The sequence below is a fragment of the Kocuria sp. MNB10 genome (genome assembly GCF_054073685.1).
In genome coordinates, this window is sequence record NZ_CM133411.1 from 198,355 (window position 1) to 215,425 (window position 17,071).

Here is a 17,071-nt window from a genome sequence, read left to right on the forward strand (position 1 = left end):
CCGCCATGTGCTTCTGTGAGGGAAGTTTAGTCCTGGGACTCGTCCCTCCCCGGCTGCGGCCACGTTTGCTTGAGCGCGTTCGTGGGTGTCACGTCCCGGTCCACGTTCTGCGGCACCTGCATGTCGAACGTGGGCCCCGTGGTGGTGGAGGGCGCCACGTTGAAGTGGTGCAGCACCTGGGACATGATCGTGGAGAACGTGCTCGTCACGCCCAGGGTGCGCACGTCCCCCTGGGGGCGCTGCATGGTGATCGCCACGAGGTACTGAGGATCCTCCATGGGGGCCACACCCACGAAGGACGTGGTGTAGCCCTCGTAACCGCCGCTCTCGCTCGGCGCCTCGGCCGTACCCGTCTTACCACCCACGCGGTATCCCGGCACGGCCGCTTCCTTGGCGCCGCCCTGCGTGACCACGTTCTCCATGATGTCCAGCGTCTGCTGCGCGGCGGACTCGGAGAGCACCTGTTTGGGTTCAGGACGTTCGGGGTGCGTGACCGTCCCGTCCGGCGCGGTCACGGAGTCCACGAGGCGCGGTTCGATCTGACGGCCCTTGTTCGCGACCGCCTGGAAGATCGACGCCGTGCGCAACGGGGTCTGGGACACGCCCTGACCGAACAACACGGTGTACTCCTGACGCGGGTCCCACTGATCCGCGGGCGCCAGGATGCCCGTGGACTCCCCCGGCAGTTCGATGCCCGTGGCGGAACCCACCCCGAAGTTCGCGAGGTTGTCGTGGCGGGCCTGCTTGTCCATCTTGGAACCCATGATCACGGTGCCCGTGTTCATGGAGTCCGCGATGATCCCCGCGACCGTGCGGTTCTGGGTGCCATGGTCGAACGCGTCGGTAATCTTCTCGGAACCGATCTGCAGGTACGGCGGGACCGTGATCTCCGTGGTGGGGGACACGATCCCCCGGTCCAGGGCGCCGGCCACCGTGGCGATCTTCTCCGTGGAACCGGGCTCCACGGCCTGGGACACGGCGCGCGAACCGAGGTCGGCGGCGTCGGCCTTGCCCGGGACGTTGGGGTCCACCGAGGAGGTGTCCGCGAGCGCCAGGACCTTGCCGGTCTTGACGTCCATGACCACGGCCGTGCCCCATTCGGCCTTGAGCTGCTTGGCCCGTTCGCGCACGGCCTGCTCCGCGAAGAACTGGACGTCGCTGTCGAGCGAGAGCTTGACGTTCGAACCGTTCTCGGCGGCCTTCTGTTCCTGCGGGGCCACGGGGATGCGCACGCCGTCGCCGGAGATCTCGAAGCGGCGCTCGCCGTCGGTGCCGCGCAACAGGGAGTCCTGGGTCTGTTCGATCCCGCCGAGGGCCTGGTTGTCCCCGCCCAGGAACCCGACCACGGAACCGCCCAGGGAACCGTCCGGATAGCTGCGCTGGAACGTGGGCTGGCCGTAGATGTACGGCAGGTTCAACTCCCGCAGGGCGTTGTACTGCTCGGGGGTTACGCCCCGCGCCACGTAGTTGAAGCTCTTGTCCCCGTCCAGCGCGGCCTTCACGTCCGTGTCCTTCATGCCCAGGGCGTCCGCGATCTTGTACACGGCCTGCGTGGGGGTCACGGTCTCGGTGGAACCGTCCTTGTGGGGCACGGTCACGGCGGCGACGGCGCTCTGGTCCACGGTGATGTCGTAGCGCTGCAGTGTGCGGGCCAGCACCGTGCCACGGCTGTCGGTGATCTCCCCGCGCACCGCGGGGATGGACTCCACGAGCGTGCGCTGGGCGGCCGCGGCCTCGGCCCGGCCCCCGGGGTCCAGCCCCTGGACCCAGAACAGGCGGCCCACCACGAGAAGCAACAGGACCAGCAGGAAGGCGATGCCCACGTGCATGCGCGAATAGGGCCGGAACAGTCGGTTCTTGCGCGCTGACGATGCTGACACGGTCTTCCTCGATTCCTGGACTTCAGCGTGGTGGGGCCACCTCCGACGGGTTCTACTCCCGGTCCGCGGCGCGGACCGGCGCGTTCACTGGCCAGGCGCGCGCTGCGACGGCGCGGGGATGGAGCCCCCGTTGAGATCCCGGGACTCGTCGGCCTTCTGGGCCGCTTTACGCTGGGCGGTCTTCTTGTCCGCTTCTTCCTTGGCGCGCTTCTCCGCGCGTTCCTCGGCGGCGATCCGGTTCGCCTCCGCGGCGTCGGAACCCTTCATCTGCGCGGGCGGCACGAGGATGTTCTGCGCGTCCGTTTTCTCCGCGGGGGCGCTCGGGGCCGTGACGGCACCCGTGCCGAGCTGGATGCTCCCCACATCCTTGGCCGGGACCATGCCCAGGTCGTTGGCGCGGGCGGCCAAGTTCTGCGGCGCGGAATTGGCCTCGATATCCTGAGTGAGCGCCTCGTTCTCCTGGGAGAGAGCGCGCTGCTGACCGGTGAGCTCGGTCAACTGGTACTGCCCCTGGGTGATCTGGATGTTGAGCAACAGGATGCCCACGAGAGCTGCGGCCAGGGCGAGGGTGCACATCACCACGGTGGAGACCCGGCTGCGGCGGGCCGCGCGGCGCGGCACCACGGAGAGCGGCCTACGCCCGTCCGCCCCCCGGCCCGAGGGGTCACCCGACGACGGGGGCGAGGCCGACGTCGCACTGCTCATCGCTCACTCCCTGGTCTCGTGGTCTCCCGGAGCCGCTCGACGGCACGCAACCTGGCCGAGGCGGCCCGGGGGTTGTCCCGGACCTCCTGCTCGCCGGCGCGTTCCGCACCGCGGGTGAGAACCTTCAGCGTGGGCTGGTGTTCCGGCAGTTCCACGGGAAAACCTCTGGGGGCCGTGGAACGTGCACCGCGAGTGAACTCCTGCTTGACAATTCTGTCCTCCAGGGAGTGGTAACTCATGGCGAGGACACGCCCTCCCACCCTGACAGTTTCCACGGCGGCGGGCACGGCACGCTCCAGGACGTCGAGTTCCTCGTTGACCTCGATCCGCAACGCCTGGAAGGTCTGCTTGGCCGGGTGGCCCTTCTTGTGCTGGGCCGCGGCGGGGACCGCGGAGCGGACCACGTCCACGAGCTGGGCGGTCGTGCGCAGCGGGGCCTCGGTACGGGCGGCGACGATGGCGCGCGCGATCCGCGGCGCGAAGCGGTCTTCGCCCCAGCGGTAGATGATGTCCTTGAGCTGGGCCTCCGAGTACTCGTTGACCACGGTGTACGCGGACAGTTCCGCCCGGGAGTTCATGCGCATGTCCAGGGGGGCGTCGAACGAGTACGCGAAGCCGCGCTCGCGTTCGTCCAGCTGCAGTGAGGACACCCCGAGGTCGAACAGGATGCCGTCCACCCGGTCCACGCCGGCGGTTGCGGCGGCCTGATCGATGTGGTCGTACGTGGTGTGGATGCCCGTGAACCGCTCCCCGAAGTGCGCAAGGCGTTCCCCGGCGAGGTCGAGGGCCTGGGGGTCCCGGTCGATCCCGACCACGCGCAACCCCGGGAAGCGTTCGAGCATGGCGTGGGTGTGCCCGCCCATGCCCAGGGTCGCGTCCACGACCACGGGGTGTTCGGTGTCCAACGCCGGCGCAAGCAGGTCCAGACAGCGCTCCAGCATCACGGGGATGTGTCGTTGCTCGGCGGGGGCGTGGTCCATGCCGGGCTCCTGGTCTGTTGCGGATCGTGCGGGTACTACGGGTCGCAGGTCTCGGTGCGCACGGCACCGATGTCATCCGGGGGCATCCTACGGTGCGCCCGGACACCAGATCCCCATCCGCCGCTCGCCCCTCGAATCCGGCCTGACTCGGGGGAAGTCGAGTCAGGACGGTGACGTGGGCGGCTGGAGATCTCATGTCCGGGGACGGCACCGGCGGGGGTCCCGCGCGGTGGTCCTCGGGTGATCAGAACAGCCCGGGTATGACCTCGTCCTCCGTGGCGGAGAAAGCCGCTTCCTTCTCCGCCAGGTACTGCTGCCACGAGGCCGCATCCCAGATCTCGGCGCGGCTGCCCGCCCCGATCACCGCCAGTTCCCGGTCCAGGCCCGCGTACGAGCGCAGGGACGCCGGAATGGTGATGCGACCTTGCTTGTCCGGGACCTCGTCCGATGCCCCGGAGAGAAAAACGCGGATGTAATCCCTGGCCTGCTTGGACGACAACGGGGCCGCCCGCATCTGTTCATGGACCCTGGCGAACTCCTGCGCGCTGAACACGTACAGGCAGCGTTCCTGCCCTCGGGTCAGCACGAGTCCGTCCGCCAGTTCGGCCCGGAACTTGGCCGGGAGAATCAGCCTGGCCTTGTCGTCCAAACGCGGTTCGTATGTTCCGAGAAACACAGCCACCGCCTTCGAATCAGGGCCAGCCCAACCCTCGCTTCTCTACCACGCTCCACTTTACTCCACTGCCCTCCCCCGTCAACGCGCATCCCCTCCACGGCACGCCACGACGGCGCTGCCCCGGGGCGTCGTCGACATCCCTTTCCCGGCATGGTCTGCGGGCACGCCGGAGACGATGGGTCCGGACATGAAAGAACTCCCCGGCGCGGTGCCGGGGAGTTCTCGGAAGTTTTACGGGCTGGACAGCCTGCGGGGAGGCTCAGCGCTAACCCTGATTGCGTTTGTCCCACTTCTCCTCGAGGTTCTGGAGGAAAGTGGAGGACTTGCGTGGACCGGAGGGACCGCGGCCGGACGGCCCGTTCCCGGGGTTTCCGGGATTGGCGGCGCCCTTGCCCGGGGTGGCCCGGCCCCGCACGGTGGCCACGTACGCGCCGGCGGCCATCACGATGAAGCCCAACACGCCCACGATGATCAGTTGCAGGGCGACCCCGGCGAGCAGGACGCCCAGGCCAACCACGGCGATCACGACCCCCAGCACGACGTTGCGCATGGACCCGCGCCCCCGAACCGCTTCGGTGTGCATGGTCGAGGCGAAGCGGGGGTCGTCGTCGTGCAACTGCTTCTCGAGCTGGGCGAGAAGCTGTTGTTCGTGCTCGGAGAGAGGCACGATTCCTCCTGTGGTGTTGAGGGAACGAGGCGGGGGCGGTACGGCTGCCTTCCTCACGTACCGTCCAGAATATCCCGTGCGGGACGGATTGGCATCGTCGTTTCCATGAGTTTGGCTGGGCGCACAATTCCGGGGCCGAATCGGTGGTGCACGCGGTCCATGGCTTCCTCCGCGGCACCCCATTCCTCCTCCCGTCCGTCCAGGCTCAACTGGAACGCGTGATCGGCCCCGGTGAGCTTCTCCGCCCTGATGCCCACGAGCCGCACGGCCTGCGCTCGCGGGTCCAGACCGTCCAGTAGCGCGCACGCTTCGGTGTAGAGATCGTGGGCCGCGGTGACGGGGTGACTCAGCGTCCTGGAGCGGGTGATGGTCGAAAAATCGGCGTAGCGCAGCTTGAGTCCCACGCGCCCGGCGCGCAGTCCGTGCCTGCGCAACCGGACCGCGGTGTCGTGGGCCAGGCCCAGCAGCACACGTTTCAGAGCCGCACTGTCGGCGACGTCGCGCTGGAACGTCCGTTCGGCCCCGATGCTCTTCTCCTCGCGCGCGGGCGTCACGGGACGGGGGTCGTGGCCGGTGGCCAATTGTTTCAAATGTGTCCCGGACGCGGTGCCCACGAGCGCGTGCAACCGGGGCAACGGCGTGGCGGCGATGTCCCCGACCGTGGACAGCCCGGCGGACTGCAGGATCTCGGAGGTGCGCTTGCCCACCCCCCACAACTTGCCCACCGGCAGCTGTGCCAGGAACGCGAGGGTGTGCTCGGGCGTCACCACGAGCAGCCCGTCCGGCTTGCAGTACGCGGAGGCGATCTTGGCGACCGTCTTGTTCTCCGCGACCCCCACGGAGGCGGTGAGTCCCGTGCGTTCGTGGATCACGCGCCGCAGGGTCCGGGCGATCTCGACGGGCGGTCCGCTGCGCCGGATCGCCCCGGACACGTCCACGAACGCCTCGTCCACGCTCAGCTGCTCCACGCGGTCCGTGACCGAGCGGAAGATGTCCATCACGATCCGTGAGTAATGGGTGTACGCCTCGCGATGCGGTTCGAGCACCACCGCGGAGGGGCAGCGAGCGCGGGCCTGGGACACGGGCATCGCGGAGTTCACGCCGTACTGGCGGGCTTCGTAGGACGCGGAGAGCACCACCGAGCGCGGACCGGAACCGGCCACGATCACGGGGCGGCCGCGGTACTGGGGGGCGTTGAGCAGTTCCACGCCCACGTAGAACATGTCCATGTCCACGTGCAGGATGGCGCAGCGCCGGTACTCGGCCAGTTGCTGCGGACTCGGCCCGCCCATGGCGCCTCCTTCCACGACCCTCCGGCATCGGGAACCCATCGCCACGCGGGACCCGTCCGGATCGAGACCCGTTGATGACGGACATGCCACCCGCGCGGGATCTGGTTCGTCTTTCATAAGCCTAGGAAGGGGCTCCGACACGCACACGGGCCACGGCACCACGAACTTGTCCGGCCCCGGGCCGCTCGATGGGGCGGCACCGATACGCATACGCGGCGCCGCGTCCGGTTAGGCTGGTCGGGCGCCCGCGGGGCGGCCCGGCGTCGTGGAGCCCGTGCCCGGGACGCCCGCCGCGACCCGCGGTACCGCGCAGCGCGGCCGACAGCATCCCCTCGATCAAAGGTGCCCTGGCATGACCCCTCCCGACGCGTCCGTCATCGCGACGCAACAGGACCGTGACTTCTCCGCGCTCCTGGACGAGCGGATCACCGAGTTCTTCGCGCGGGAACGCGAACGGGTCACCGGGATCTCCCCGCACGCGACCGTGCTCGTGGACGCGATCGAGGACCTCACGCGCGGCGGCAAGCGCCTGCGCGCACGGCTGTGCTACTGGGGCTGGCGCGCGGCTGGCGGGGCCGTGGCGGACGACGTCGCCGTGGCCGCCGCGGCGTCCCTCGAACTTTTCCAGACCGCGGCGCTGATCCACGATGACATCCTGGACCGCTCGGACACGCGCCGCGGCAAGCCCAGTGTGCACCGCGTTTTCGAGGCCCTGCACCGCGACGCCGGGTGGTCCGCGGACGCCGCCCACTTCGGGGTCAGCGCGGCCGTCCTCACCGGGGACATGAGCCTGTCCTTCGCGGAACAACTCTTCGCCGACGCCACCGCGCGCGTCGCCGCGGACCCGGCCGCGACCGCACGGGAGATCTTCTCCACGATGCGCACCGAGGTCATGGCCGGGCAGTACCTGGACATCCACGCGGAGGTCGCTCCCGCCGTGGGCGACCCCGAGGAACAACTCGAGCGTGCCATGACCGTGCTGCGCTACAAGTCCGCCAAGTACTCGGTGGAGCACCCCGTGGAGATCGGCGCGGCACTCGCCGGCGCGGACCGCGCGTTCCTCGCGGACTGCTCCGCGTTCGCGCTGCCGGTCGGCGAGGCTTTCCAATTGCGCGATGACGTCCTGGGGGTCTTCGGCGACCCGCAGACCACGGGCAAGCCCGCCGGGGACGACATCCGCGAGGGCAAGCGCACCGCGCTGATCGCACTGTGCGCGGCATCGAGTTCGGCCGAGGACATCGCGTGGCTCGAATCGGTGCTCGGCCGCGCGGAACTCACCGAGCAGGAGGTGCACCGCGCGCGGGACCTCATGCGGGACAGCGGCGCCCACGCGCGCTCGGAGGACCTCATCGCGTCCCTCGTGCGCACCGCGGACACGCAGCTGGCGCGCTTGCGCACCGACGACGTCGCCCGGGCCGGACTGCAGGCGCTCGCCGACGCCGCCGTGCGCCGCGCCAAGTAGGCCGCCTCAGCGGGCGGGTGTCACCAGCCCAGGGCCTGGGCCCTGCGGCGCACCTCGGTCTTCTGGCCACGGCGCAGCGCGTCGATGGGCCGCCCGGGCAGGGTCTCGTCCTCGGTGAACAGCCAGCGGATCGCCTGGGCGTCCGTGTAGGCGGCATCCCGCAGGACGGCCACGGTCCCCTTGAGAGAGTCCACGGGGCGGTCGCCGTCCATGAATTCGGCGGGGACCACACGCACGCGGTCTTCGGGTCGGCGCACCTCGAGCAGGGCGCCGTCGTCCACGAGCCGGTGCACCCGGGTGATCTGGATGTCCATGGCCTCGGCGATGTCGGGAAGGTAGGTCCACTCGCCCACCAACGAGTCGAGTTCGGCGAATTCCTGGGCGGAGAGATCGGTTGAGTAGTTCACGAACCCTACTGTGCCACGGCGCACCGACCGGCTCACACACCGGTCGCGACCAGGGGTCGGGTAATCTGGGGGCACCGTGCTGTACCGGAGGGTGCCGCCGGATCTTCCCCCGTTCCCCCGTCCAGAGGTAGGAATCGCGAACATGCCGGTTGACCCGCCCCACGACCGCCGGTCCCCCCGTTCCACATGGTCCCGCCGCGCCGCGCAGGGCTCCGCCGCCGCGCTGGCCGCCCTCACCGCCCTGGGCACCGTGGGTTCCGCGCACGCCGCGCCGGCGCCCGCCCCGAACGTCCACGTGGCGCAGCATGCCCAGTCCACGCACGCGACCGTGGCCCCCGGGGACTCCCTGTGGTCCCTGGCGACCGCCCACGGGGTGCGAGTCCAGGACCTGATGAGCGTCAACAAGCTCCCGGCCCACGGCATGATCCGCCCCGGCCAGCGGCTCGTGATCCCGGGATCGGACCGCGCTCCCGCCTCCTCCTCCGCGGCCGCATCGCGCGCCGACGACGCAGACCCGGCCGGCTCCGACCGCGGCGGCTCCCGGCGCCACACCGTGGCCGCCGGTGACACCCTGTGGGACCTCGCGCAGCGCTACGGCGTGAGCGTGGCCGAGCTCATGCGGGCCAACGGGGTCTCCGCTGCCTCCGTGTTGCGCCCGGGCCAGGGACTCACGATCCCGGGCGGGGCGGCGGGACCCGCCCGAGCGGCGTCGTCGTCCGAACCCGCCGCGACGGTGCGTGACGCTGGCACGGCCGCGGCCCCGAAGCACAAGGCCGCCGTGGGTGACACGTTCGCGGGCCGCACGTACCCCCGCGAGGTCGTGGAGTCCGCGAACCGACACCACGCCCAGTTGCAGCAGCGCCAACTGCCGGCCCCGGAGCAGATCCGCGAGATGGTGCGAGCGACCGCCCAGGAGTTGGGGGTGGACCCGGCGCTCGCGCTCGCCCACGCCTCGCAGGAATCCGGGTTCCGCCACGGGGTGGTCTCCCCCGCGGACGCCGTGGGCACCATGCAGGTGATCCCGTCCGCCGGTGAGTGGGCGTCCGCGATGGTGGGTCGGGACCTGGACCTGCTGGACCCCCAGGACAACATCACCGCGGGGGTCGCGCTGATCCGGGAGCTGCAGGCCAAGGCCCCCAACAGGGCCGCGGGGATCGGCGCCTACTATCAGGGACTGCACGGCGTGAAGACGTACGGTATGTACCCCGACACCAAGGCGTACGTGAAAGCCGTGAGCGCACAGGAACGAGAATTTGCCCAGTAGCAGCATGAACGACCACCGGGTGGGATCCCTGCTGGAGGACCGGTACCAGGTCCGCCGCCTGATCGCCCGCGGTGGTACGGCCACGGTCTACGAGGGGCTCGACGAACGGCTCGAACGTCCCGTGGCCCTGAAGATCATGCACTCCCACGTCGCGGACGATCCGTCCTTCGTGGCCAGGGCACGGCGCGAGGCCAAGTCCGCCGCGCGCCTGCACCACCCCAACGTGGTGGCCGTCCTGGACCAGGGTCACACCGCGGATGGCGTGCTCTACCTGGTCCTGGAATACGTGGACGGGCCCACTCTGCGCGACGTCGTGGCCCATGAGGCGCCCATGACACCGCGCCGCACGCTCGACCTGCTGATCCCCGTGCTGCGCGGCCTCACCCAGGCGCACCGGATCGGCCTGGTCCACCGGGACGTGAAGCCCGAGAACGTCCTGCTGACCCGGGGCGGGCAGGTCAAGGTCGCCGACTTCGGACTGACCCGCGCCGTGGACGAGCACACCACGAGCACCACGGTCATGGGCACGGTGGGCTACGCCGCCCCCGAGCTCGTGGGGGACGGCCCCGTGGACCAGCGCAGCGACGTCTACGCCGTGGGGATCATGGCGTACGAGATGCTCACGGGCTCACGCCCGTACACCGGTACCGCCCTGCAGGTCGCGACCGCCCACGTGAGCCGGGACGTCCCCGCCCCCGGTGGGCTCGCGCAGGGCGTCCCCGCTGCGCTCGACGAGTTCGTGCTGCGCGCGACGTCCCGCGACGCTGCCCAGCGCCCCGCCGACGCCGCGGCGCTGCTGGACCTCGCGCTGGCCATCCGACGCTCGCTGCCCGAGCAGATCGACCCGCCCTCACTGCGGGACACGGACACGGTCGTCCTGGGAGGCGGGTCCCACGCCTCGACGGCTGCGGCGGCGGTCGCCGGAGGGGCACTGGCCGGCGCTGCGGGAGCGTCCGCCGCTGCCGCCGCTGCCGGCGCGGCCACCGTTCCCACCGCGGGAGGCGACGCCGCCGAGGCGCCGACGCAGGCACTCGGCGGAGTACCCACGGAGGCCCTCGGCGATGCGGGAGCGGATCCCACCGGGGAGAACGCCACCACCCCGCTCGGTACTCAGCACACGCATGGAATGGGCCGTCCCGGCGAGCGCGGGGCCGGTGCGCCGATCCTGCCCGCCTTCGAGACCGACGCGACCGGGACCATCGCCATGACCCAGGTGGGCTCCACCGCCCACCGCTCCCGCGACACACCCCGGGTCCGGCTGAACCCCCAGCCCCCTGCCCTGCATCTGGCCGTGGGCGCCGTGGTTTTTGCGCTGCTGCTCTCGGTGGCCGGATTCCTGGGCTGGTGGCTCGGCTCGGCCCCCGGGACGGCGTCCGCGACCGTCCCTGCCGTCGCGGGTCAGGACACCGCAACCGCGGAACGCGCCCTCAACAGCGCGGGCATCTCCAACGTGGGCGTGCGCTCGACCACGAGCCCCGAGGTCCCGCAGGGCATCGTGATCGCCACGGATCCCGGGGCCTCCACCACCGTGCGCGGTATCGAGCAGGTCAACCTGGTGGTCTCCGAGGGTCCCGCCCGCGTGAGCGTTCCCACCGTGGTCGGTTCAGCGGGCGACGACGCCCGGGCCGCGATCACCGGCGCCGGGCTGCGCGTGGGCGAGATCTCGCGGGAGTACTCCGCGCAGGCCGTGGACACCGTGCTCGGACAGTCCCCCGCTGCGGGGACGAGCGTGGACGAGGGCACGACCGTAGCCCTGACCCTCGCCGCGGACACCCCGCAGGGTGCACCGCCCAACGTGGTGGGCCAGGACGCGGACTCCGCCCGGCAAAGCCTCGAGGAGCAGGGGTACACGGTGGAGATCAACTCACCCGTTGGTTCCCACCTCAACCGGGTCGTGCGCCAGCGTGAGGACGAGAACACGGTGATCCTCACCGTGTTGTGACGGTCGTGCGGACACGACCGCATGAGTGGCGACCGTGCTGTCACGACCACGCCGTGACACCCGCGCCCCGAAGGCGATGACGACACGGACGCCTGACACACGAAAGATGACCCCGGCACCAACGGTGCCGGGGTCATCGCATGTCAACGGATCAGTTCTGCTGGGAGAGATACTCCGCGACCAGGAACGCGATCTCCAGGGACTGCATGTGGTTCAACCGGGGGTCGCACAGCGTCTCGTAGCGTTCGGCGAACGAGGACTCGTTGACCGGGTCGGACCCGCCCAGGCACTCCGCGACGTCGTCACCGGTCATCTCCACGTGGATGCCGCCCGGGAACGTGCCCAGCGCGCGGTGCACCTCGAAGAAGCCGCGGACCTCATCCACGACGTCGTCGAAGTTGCGGGTCTTGTACCCCGAGGGCAGCGAGACCGTGTTGCCGTGCATGGGGTCCGTGACCCACACGGGCTTGGCACCCGACGCCTCCACGGCCTGGATCACCGGGGGCAGCTTCTCGCGGATGTTCTTGGCACCCATGCGGGTGATGAACGTCAGGCGACCCGGCTCGCGCTCGGGGTCCAGGGCATCGATGAGCCGCAGGGCGTCGTCGCCCGTGGTGGACGGGCCGAGCTTGACGCCGATGGGATTGCGCAACCGGGAGAGTAGGTCCACGTGCGCGCCGTCGAGTTCGCGCGTGCGCTCCCCGATCCACAGGAAGTGCGCGGATGTGCCGTACGGCAGGTTCGTGCGGGAGTCGATGCGGGTCAGTGCACGCTCGTAGTCAAGCAGCAGCGCCTCGTGACCCGCGAAGAACTCGGTGGTCTTGAGAGCGTCGAAGTCGGAGCCGCACGCGGCCATGAACTTCACCGCGTGGTCGATCTCGCGCGCCATGGACTCGTAGCGGGCGTATGCCGGGTTGGCCGCGAAGCCCATGTTCCACGCGTGCACGCGGCGCAGGTCCGCGAACCCGCCCTGGGTGAAGGCGCGAATCAAGTTCAGCGTGGACGCGGACGTGTGGTAACCGCGCACCATCCGCTTGGGATCGTGAACGCGGGACTCCTCGGTGAAGTCGAAACCGTTGACCATCTCCCCACGGAACGAGGGCAGGGTCACGCCGTCGCGGGTCTCGTCGTTGGACGAACGCGGCTTGGAGAACTGCCCCGCCATGCGCCCCATCTTGACCACGGGCAGCGACGCGCCGTACGTGAGCACCACGGCCATCTGCAGCAGCGTGCGCACCCGGGCCGAGATCTTGTCCGCGGTGGCACCGGCAAACGTCTCGGCGCAGTCGCCGCCCTGCAGGAAGAACGCCTCACCGTTGGCCACCTGGGCCAGGCGCGCGCGCAGCCGGTCGACCTCCCCCGCGAACACGAGGGGCGGGACGGCGTTGAGCTCCTGCATGCTGCTCGCGAAGTCGGGGTGCTGCGCCCACTGGGGGTGCTGACCGATCGTCTTGTCCCGCCACTCGTCCAGGCCGGGATAGTTCGCCGCGCTCGGGGAGGGGGACGACACGGTTCGGATCTGTTCAGGCAGCGTTATGGAACTCATTCGGACAGTCTAGGCGGATTCCTTGGGACCGCGCTCGTCCGTTCCGTCATGTGAACGTCCCTGCAGCTTGGCGCCCAGGTTGCTCGCCTGCTGGGACACGGCGTCCGTGACCGCGCGTCCCTTGTCCCGGGTGGCCTCGACGACGTCGCGGGCCTGGTTCTTGAGCGCTGCGGTCTTCTCCTCGGCGAGCGCGCGCTTGTGATCGGCAGCGTAGACGTCTGCCATTTCCTGGCCAGAGATTTTCTGGATCGCGGCCATGATCTCGTCCGTCACGCGGCGCATGGTCGCGTGGTCCCCGCGCCGGGACATCAGGTCCGAGAAGTCCATGGGCTCACCGAAGACCGTGGTGACCTTGGCACGGCGCGGATCCGGGAACCGTGAGCCCAGGGGCTGCATCTTGTCCGTGCCGAACATCGCCACGGGGATCACGGGGGCCCCGGTCTCCAGCGCGAGGCGGGCCACACCGATCTTCCCCTTGTAGAGCCGACCGTCCGGGGAGCGCGTGCCCTCCGGGTAGATCCCGATCAGCTTGCCCTCGGCGAGTGCCTGGCCACCGGCACTGAGCGATTTGGCGCTGGCCTTGCCACCCCTGCGGTCCATGGGGATCTGGTTGATGGCTTTGAAGAACGCGCCGATCACGCGGCCCTTGAGCCCGGGAGTCGTGAAATACTCGGACTTGGCCAGGAAATACACCTGGCGCGGCACGGCCACGGGCATGAAGACGGCGTCCGGGACGGACAGGTGGTTGCTCGCGAGGATCGCGGGGCCGTGCTCGGGGACGTTCTCCAGACCCACCACGGTGGGTCGGCACACCAGATTGACCACGGGGCCCACCACGTAGGTCTTCAAGAACATGTACACCATGAGCGGGAGCCCTTTCGTCATCGCGGGAGTCACCGGATGCCCGCGGTGGCCCGGCCGTGCACCGGTGCGCACACGCGGCACCGTGCCTTTGTTCCGCCACATTCTCTCACGAGTTCTCGCGGCGGCTGGCACAATGGCGCCATGTTCTCCGATCAGCAACTCCACGGCCCCCTGCACCTTCCCGGCTCCTCCTCCGTGGGGGTCCTCCTACTGCACGGCTTCACGGCCACCACGGCCTCCGTGCGGGATTGGGCGCACGCCGTCCACGAGGCCACCGACGACGCCGGAGCCCACCCGGGCGTGCGCGTCCCCCTGCTGCCCGGGCACGGGACGCAGTGGGAGGAACTGGCCGAACAACCGTGGCAGGCCTGGCGGGACGCCGTGGACGAACAGTACTGGGCGTTGCGCCGCGAGCACGACCGCGTGGTCGTGGGCGGGCTGTCCATGGGCGGCGCGCTGGCCCTGCACACCGCGGCCCGGCGGGAGGTCACCGGGGTGCTGCTCGTGAACCCCGCGCTGTCCCTCGTGAACCGGATGGCGCGGTTCAGTCACCTGCTGAGTCCCGTGGTCGCGTCCCTGCCCGGGATCGGTGGCGACGTCAAGAAGGAGGACGTCCTGGAGTCCACCTACGACCGCACGCCCCTCGCCGCCGTCGCGCAGCTGAACGTGCTGATGCACCGGACCGTGCGCATGCTCCCGGCGATCACCGCGCCCACCGTGGTGTTCCGTTCCGAGGTGGACCACATCGTCTCCGGGGACTCCGCGGACCTGGTGGCCGAGCACAGTTCCGGGGACGTCCGCGTGGTCGATCTGCAGAACAGCTACCACGTGGCCACCCTGGATCACGATGCCCCACTGCTCGAACGGATCTCCCGGGACGCGGTCCAGCGGTTGTCCCGGGGCGAGCAGTTCCTCCCCGAGGACCCCTCGTGAGTTCACGCCAACCACCGGAGGACCCGTTCGAGCGGATCATCCGCGGCAACTCGTGGGACGACGTCCCCCGCGACGACGAGGACCTCGAACCGTGGGCCGAGGACTTCCCGTGGGAGCCCCGCGAGCAACCGGCCGAGGAGATCCCCGTCGAACTGCGGGACACCCGGGAGGACGAACGCTACGAGCCCGATCCCGGGCCCGTTACGAGCGGGATCTCCCCCGCCATGCTGCGCGCCCTGAGCACCGTGCTCGCGGTCATCGTGATCATGGTCGGACTCGCCCTGTTGCCCGGTCCCCTGCCCCCGGTTATGTGGCTGCTGGGCCTCGTGGGTCTGGTCACGGGTCTGTACCTGGTCTTCCGCGCGCTGCCGCAGGACTCCCCCGAGGACGACGACGGCGCCGTCGTCTGACGCGTCCGCGCGGCGCGTTCCAGCGGGTCCGGCTCCCCGGACGCGGGTGTCTCCGCCACAATCCTGCCGGGGTCGCCGTCATGTGGTGGACACGTCCAGTATATGCCGGGAGTGAGGCGCGACACACAGTAGGCTGAGAGCCGTTCCCATCAGGAAGGTGCCCCTCCATGCGACGCGTCAGCGCCCCGGCCATCGTCGATCCCCTGCCGTACCCCGGCATCGCCCACATCCTTGCCGAACGCGCCGAGCAGAAACCCGACACGGTGCTGTACACCGTGCTCGCAGAAGGGCGCGAGCGGGACGTCACGGCGCGACAGTTCCGTGACGAGGTCGTGGCCCTGGCCCGCGGGATCGCCGCGAAGGGCATCCGCCCCGGCGAGCGCGTGGGCCTGCTGAGCCGCACGCGCTATGAGTGGACGCTCGTGGACTTCGCCCTGTGGTGGGTCGGCGCAGTGCCGGTGCCCGTCTACGACACGTCCTCCCCCGATCAGATCGCCCACATCATGTCTGATTCGCAGGCCGTGGCGATCTTCGTGGAGACCGACGAACTGGCCGAACGCGTGCAGCGGGCCACCGGGATCACGGAGTTCGCGGCCGCACGGCGGATCTGCGTCTTCGACACCGCCTCCAGCGAAAACTCCCTGGAGGCCATGATCGCGGGCGGCGCGGACCGCACGGATCTGCAGACGCCCTACGACGGCGTGACCCTGGACGACGTCGCGACCCTCATCTACACCTCGGGGACCACGGGTGCGCCCAAGGGCTGCGAACTGACCCACCGCAATTTCGTGTCGTGCTCGCAGAACACCATCCCGGTGGCCGGTGCCGTCATGGCCGGGGGGTCCCGCACCCTCATGTTCCTGCCGCTCGCGCACGTGTTCGCCCGGTTCGTGGAGGTCACGTCCCTGGACGCCGGGATCACCCTGGCCCACACGCCGGATGTCTCCCACCTCATGGAGGACCTCGCCCGGTTCAAGCCCACGTTCATCCTGGCCGTGCCCCGCGTGTTCGAGAAGATTCTGGTGGGCGCGCGGTTCAAGGCCCAGGCCGGTTCGCCCGTGAAGAAGCTGATCTTCGAACGGGCCGTCGCGACCGCCGTCGCGTGGTCACGCGCCACCGTGAAGGGCCCCGTGCCGCCGCTGCTCGAAGCCCGCCACCGCCTCTACGACAAGCTCGTGTACTCCACGCTGCGCCAGGCCATGGGCGGGGACGTGCGCTATGCCGTCTCCGGGGGTGCAAGTCTGGGCGACTACCTCGCGCACTTCTTCAACGGGATCGGTGTGTACGTGGTCGAGGGCTACGGGCTCACCGAGACGACCGCCCCCATCGCGGCGAACTTCCCGAGCCTCAACCGGCTCGGCACGGTGGGCCACCCGATCCCCGGCAACGAAGTCGCGATCGCCGCGGACGGGGAAATCCTCGTGCGCGGCGCCAACGTGTTCAAGGGCTACCACGGGCTGCCCGATAAGACCGCCGAGGCGTTCTTCGACGGTTGGTTCGCCACCGGGGACCTGGGCCACCTGGACGACGAGGGTCTGCTCACGGTCACGGGGCGCAAGAAGGAGATCATCGTCACCGCGGGCGGCAAGAACGTGATCCCCAACCAACTCGAGGACCCCATCCGCGCCTCCGCGACCGTGGGGCAGATCATGGTCGTCGGGGACGACCGCCCCTTCGTGGCCGCCCTGATCACCCTGGACCCCGAGACGCTGCCCAAGGTGCTGCCCGGACTCGGGCTGGATCCGCACATGAGCGTCGACCGGGCCGCACGCGAGGAGGCCGTCATCGACCACGTCCAGAAGATCGTGGACCACGCCAACGCCAAGGTCTCCCGCGCGGAGGGCATCAAGGCCTTCCGCATCCTGGACCGTGACCTCACGATCGAGGACGGCCACCTCACTCCGTCCATGAAGCTCAAGCGGGCCAAGGTCGCCCAGGACTTCGCGCGCGAGATCGAGGACATCTACGCGCGCTGACAGCCCGCCGACGCCGTGGGGTGCCCGGGCCAGGAACTGCGCTTCGCATACCGGGCTCCGGGCGCCC

General features: G+C 70.0%; 15 protein-coding genes. 6 read left to right on the plus strand and 9 right to left on the minus strand.

All coding sequences use genetic code 11. The features are described from left to right. Positions 1 to 26: 26 nt before the first annotated feature. From ACW9PK_RS00855 to dinB, 6 genes are all read right to left on the minus strand, one after another. Positions 27 to 1,880, minus strand: coding sequence for a peptidoglycan D,D-transpeptidase FtsI family protein (locus ACW9PK_RS00855; RefSeq protein WP_457016246.1), 1,854 nt, complete (start codon positions 1,878 to 1,880; stop codon positions 27 to 29). Positions 1,881 to 1,964: 84 nt separating this feature from the next. After that, on the minus strand, positions 1,965 to 2,585 hold the full coding sequence (locus tag ACW9PK_RS00860; RefSeq protein ID WP_085105909.1) for a hypothetical protein: 621 nt from the start codon (positions 2,583 to 2,585) through the stop codon (positions 1,965 to 1,967). Next, the gene (rsmH, locus tag ACW9PK_RS00865; RefSeq protein WP_085105908.1) at positions 2,582 to 3,565 is read right to left on the minus strand and encodes a 16S rRNA (cytosine(1402)-N(4))-methyltransferase RsmH; all 984 of its coding nucleotides are present in this window, start codon (positions 3,563 to 3,565) and stop codon (positions 2,582 to 2,584) included. Before rsmH ends, ACW9PK_RS00860 begins: the two co-directional genes overlap by 4 nt. Before the next feature lie 244 nt (positions 3,566 to 3,809). Then, positions 3,810 to 4,241, minus strand: coding sequence for a division/cell wall cluster transcriptional repressor MraZ (gene mraZ, locus ACW9PK_RS00870; RefSeq protein WP_035961210.1), 432 nt, complete (start codon positions 4,239 to 4,241; stop codon positions 3,810 to 3,812). Between the two features lie 265 nt (positions 4,242 to 4,506). After that, positions 4,507 to 4,908: a DUF3040 domain-containing protein gene (locus ACW9PK_RS00875; protein WP_144932352.1), complete on the minus strand. Its 402-nt coding sequence runs from the start codon at positions 4,906 to 4,908 to the stop codon at positions 4,507 to 4,509. A 53-nt stretch (positions 4,909 to 4,961) separates the two neighbouring features. Beyond that, entirely contained in the window at positions 4,962 to 6,200 is a 1,239-nt protein-coding gene (gene dinB, locus ACW9PK_RS00880) for a DNA polymerase IV (protein WP_457016247.1), read from the minus strand. Between the two features lie 352 nt (positions 6,201 to 6,552). On the opposite strand from dinB, the gene ACW9PK_RS00885 reads away from it, so the two are divergent. After that, positions 6,553 to 7,662 (plus strand): polyprenyl synthetase family protein, encoded by a 1,110-nt coding sequence (locus tag ACW9PK_RS00885; protein ID WP_457016248.1) that lies wholly within the window; start codon positions 6,553 to 6,555, stop codon positions 7,660 to 7,662. A gap of 20 nt (positions 7,663 to 7,682) precedes the next feature. On the opposite strand, the gene ACW9PK_RS00890 is transcribed toward ACW9PK_RS00885, so the two are convergent. Continuing rightward, on the minus strand, positions 7,683 to 8,069 hold the full coding sequence (locus tag ACW9PK_RS00890; RefSeq protein ID WP_144932347.1) for an Rv2175c family DNA-binding protein: 387 nt from the start codon (positions 8,067 to 8,069) through the stop codon (positions 7,683 to 7,685). 142 nt (positions 8,070 to 8,211) lie between these two features. On the opposite strand from ACW9PK_RS00890, the gene ACW9PK_RS00895 reads away from it, so the two are divergent. Continuing rightward, on the plus strand, positions 8,212 to 9,333 hold the full coding sequence (locus ACW9PK_RS00895; protein ID WP_144932345.1) for a LysM peptidoglycan-binding domain-containing protein: 1,122 nt from the start codon (positions 8,212 to 8,214) through the stop codon (positions 9,331 to 9,333). A gap of 4 nt (positions 9,334 to 9,337) precedes the next feature. Continuing rightward, positions 9,338 to 11,275, plus strand: a complete 1,938-nt coding sequence (locus ACW9PK_RS00900; RefSeq protein WP_457016249.1) for a protein kinase domain-containing protein — start codon at positions 9,338 to 9,340, stop codon at positions 11,273 to 11,275. A 151-nt stretch (positions 11,276 to 11,426) separates the two neighbouring features. On the opposite strand, the gene ACW9PK_RS00905 is transcribed toward ACW9PK_RS00900, so the two are convergent. Together ACW9PK_RS00905 and ACW9PK_RS00910 are read right to left on the minus strand one after the other, a co-directional pair. Further along, the gene (locus tag ACW9PK_RS00905) at positions 11,427 to 12,821 is read right to left on the minus strand and encodes a class II 3-deoxy-7-phosphoheptulonate synthase (RefSeq protein ID WP_064845750.1); all 1,395 of its coding nucleotides are present in this window, start codon (positions 12,819 to 12,821) and stop codon (positions 11,427 to 11,429) included. A 9-nt stretch (positions 12,822 to 12,830) separates the two neighbouring features. After that, positions 12,831 to 13,676: a lysophospholipid acyltransferase family protein gene (locus tag ACW9PK_RS00910; protein ID WP_312796837.1), complete on the minus strand. Its 846-nt coding sequence runs from the start codon at positions 13,674 to 13,676 to the stop codon at positions 12,831 to 12,833. Between the two features lie 150 nt (positions 13,677 to 13,826). Here ACW9PK_RS00910 and ACW9PK_RS00915 point away from each other — a divergent pair, with 150 nt between their 5' ends. From ACW9PK_RS00915 to ACW9PK_RS00925, 3 genes are all read left to right on the plus strand, one after another. Beyond that, positions 13,827 to 14,618 carry an alpha/beta hydrolase gene (locus tag ACW9PK_RS00915; protein ID WP_085105900.1) on the plus strand — a complete coding sequence of 264 codons (792 nt, stop codon included), beginning with the start codon at positions 13,827 to 13,829 and terminating at the stop codon, positions 14,616 to 14,618. Then, positions 14,615 to 15,028, plus strand: coding sequence for a hypothetical protein (locus ACW9PK_RS00920; protein WP_035961177.1), 414 nt, complete (start codon positions 14,615 to 14,617; stop codon positions 15,026 to 15,028). Before ACW9PK_RS00915 ends, ACW9PK_RS00920 begins: the two co-directional genes overlap by 4 nt. 167 nt (positions 15,029 to 15,195) lie before the next feature. After that, positions 15,196 to 17,004: an AMP-dependent synthetase/ligase gene (locus tag ACW9PK_RS00925; RefSeq protein ID WP_457016250.1), complete on the plus strand. Its 1,809-nt coding sequence runs from the start codon at positions 15,196 to 15,198 to the stop codon at positions 17,002 to 17,004. Positions 17,005 to 17,071 lie beyond the last annotated feature (67 nt).

What these genes read in the sequence shown, in the direction of transcription:
- dinB (WP_457016247.1), bottom strand. Translation starts at nt 6,200, where the DNA reads ATGGGCGGGCCGAGTCCGCAGCAACTGGCCGAGTACCGGCGCTGCGCC.
- rsmH (WP_085105908.1), bottom strand. Translation starts at nt 3,565, where the DNA reads ATGGACCACGCCCCCGCCGAGCAACGACACATCCCCGTGATGCTGGAG.
- ACW9PK_RS00900 (WP_457016249.1), top strand. Translation starts at nt 9,338, where the DNA reads ATGAACGACCACCGGGTGGGATCCCTGCTGGAGGACCGGTACCAGGTC.
- ACW9PK_RS00910 (WP_312796837.1), bottom strand. Translation starts at nt 13,676, where the DNA reads ATGTTCTTGAAGACCTACGTGGTGGGCCCCGTGGTCAATCTGGTGTGC.
- ACW9PK_RS00860 (WP_085105909.1), bottom strand. Translation starts at nt 2,585, where the DNA reads ATGAGCAGTGCGACGTCGGCCTCGCCCCCGTCGTCGGGTGACCCCTCG.
- ACW9PK_RS00925 (WP_457016250.1), top strand. Translation starts at nt 15,196, where the DNA reads ATGCGACGCGTCAGCGCCCCGGCCATCGTCGATCCCCTGCCGTACCCC.
- ACW9PK_RS00905 (WP_064845750.1), bottom strand. Translation starts at nt 12,821, where the DNA reads ATGAGTTCCATAACGCTGCCTGAACAGATCCGAACCGTGTCGTCCCCC.
- ACW9PK_RS00915 (WP_085105900.1), top strand. Translation starts at nt 13,827, where the DNA reads ATGTTCTCCGATCAGCAACTCCACGGCCCCCTGCACCTTCCCGGCTCC.
- ACW9PK_RS00885 (WP_457016248.1), top strand. Translation starts at nt 6,553, where the DNA reads ATGACCCCTCCCGACGCGTCCGTCATCGCGACGCAACAGGACCGTGAC.
- ACW9PK_RS00895 (WP_144932345.1), top strand. Translation starts at nt 8,212, where the DNA reads ATGCCGGTTGACCCGCCCCACGACCGCCGGTCCCCCCGTTCCACATGG.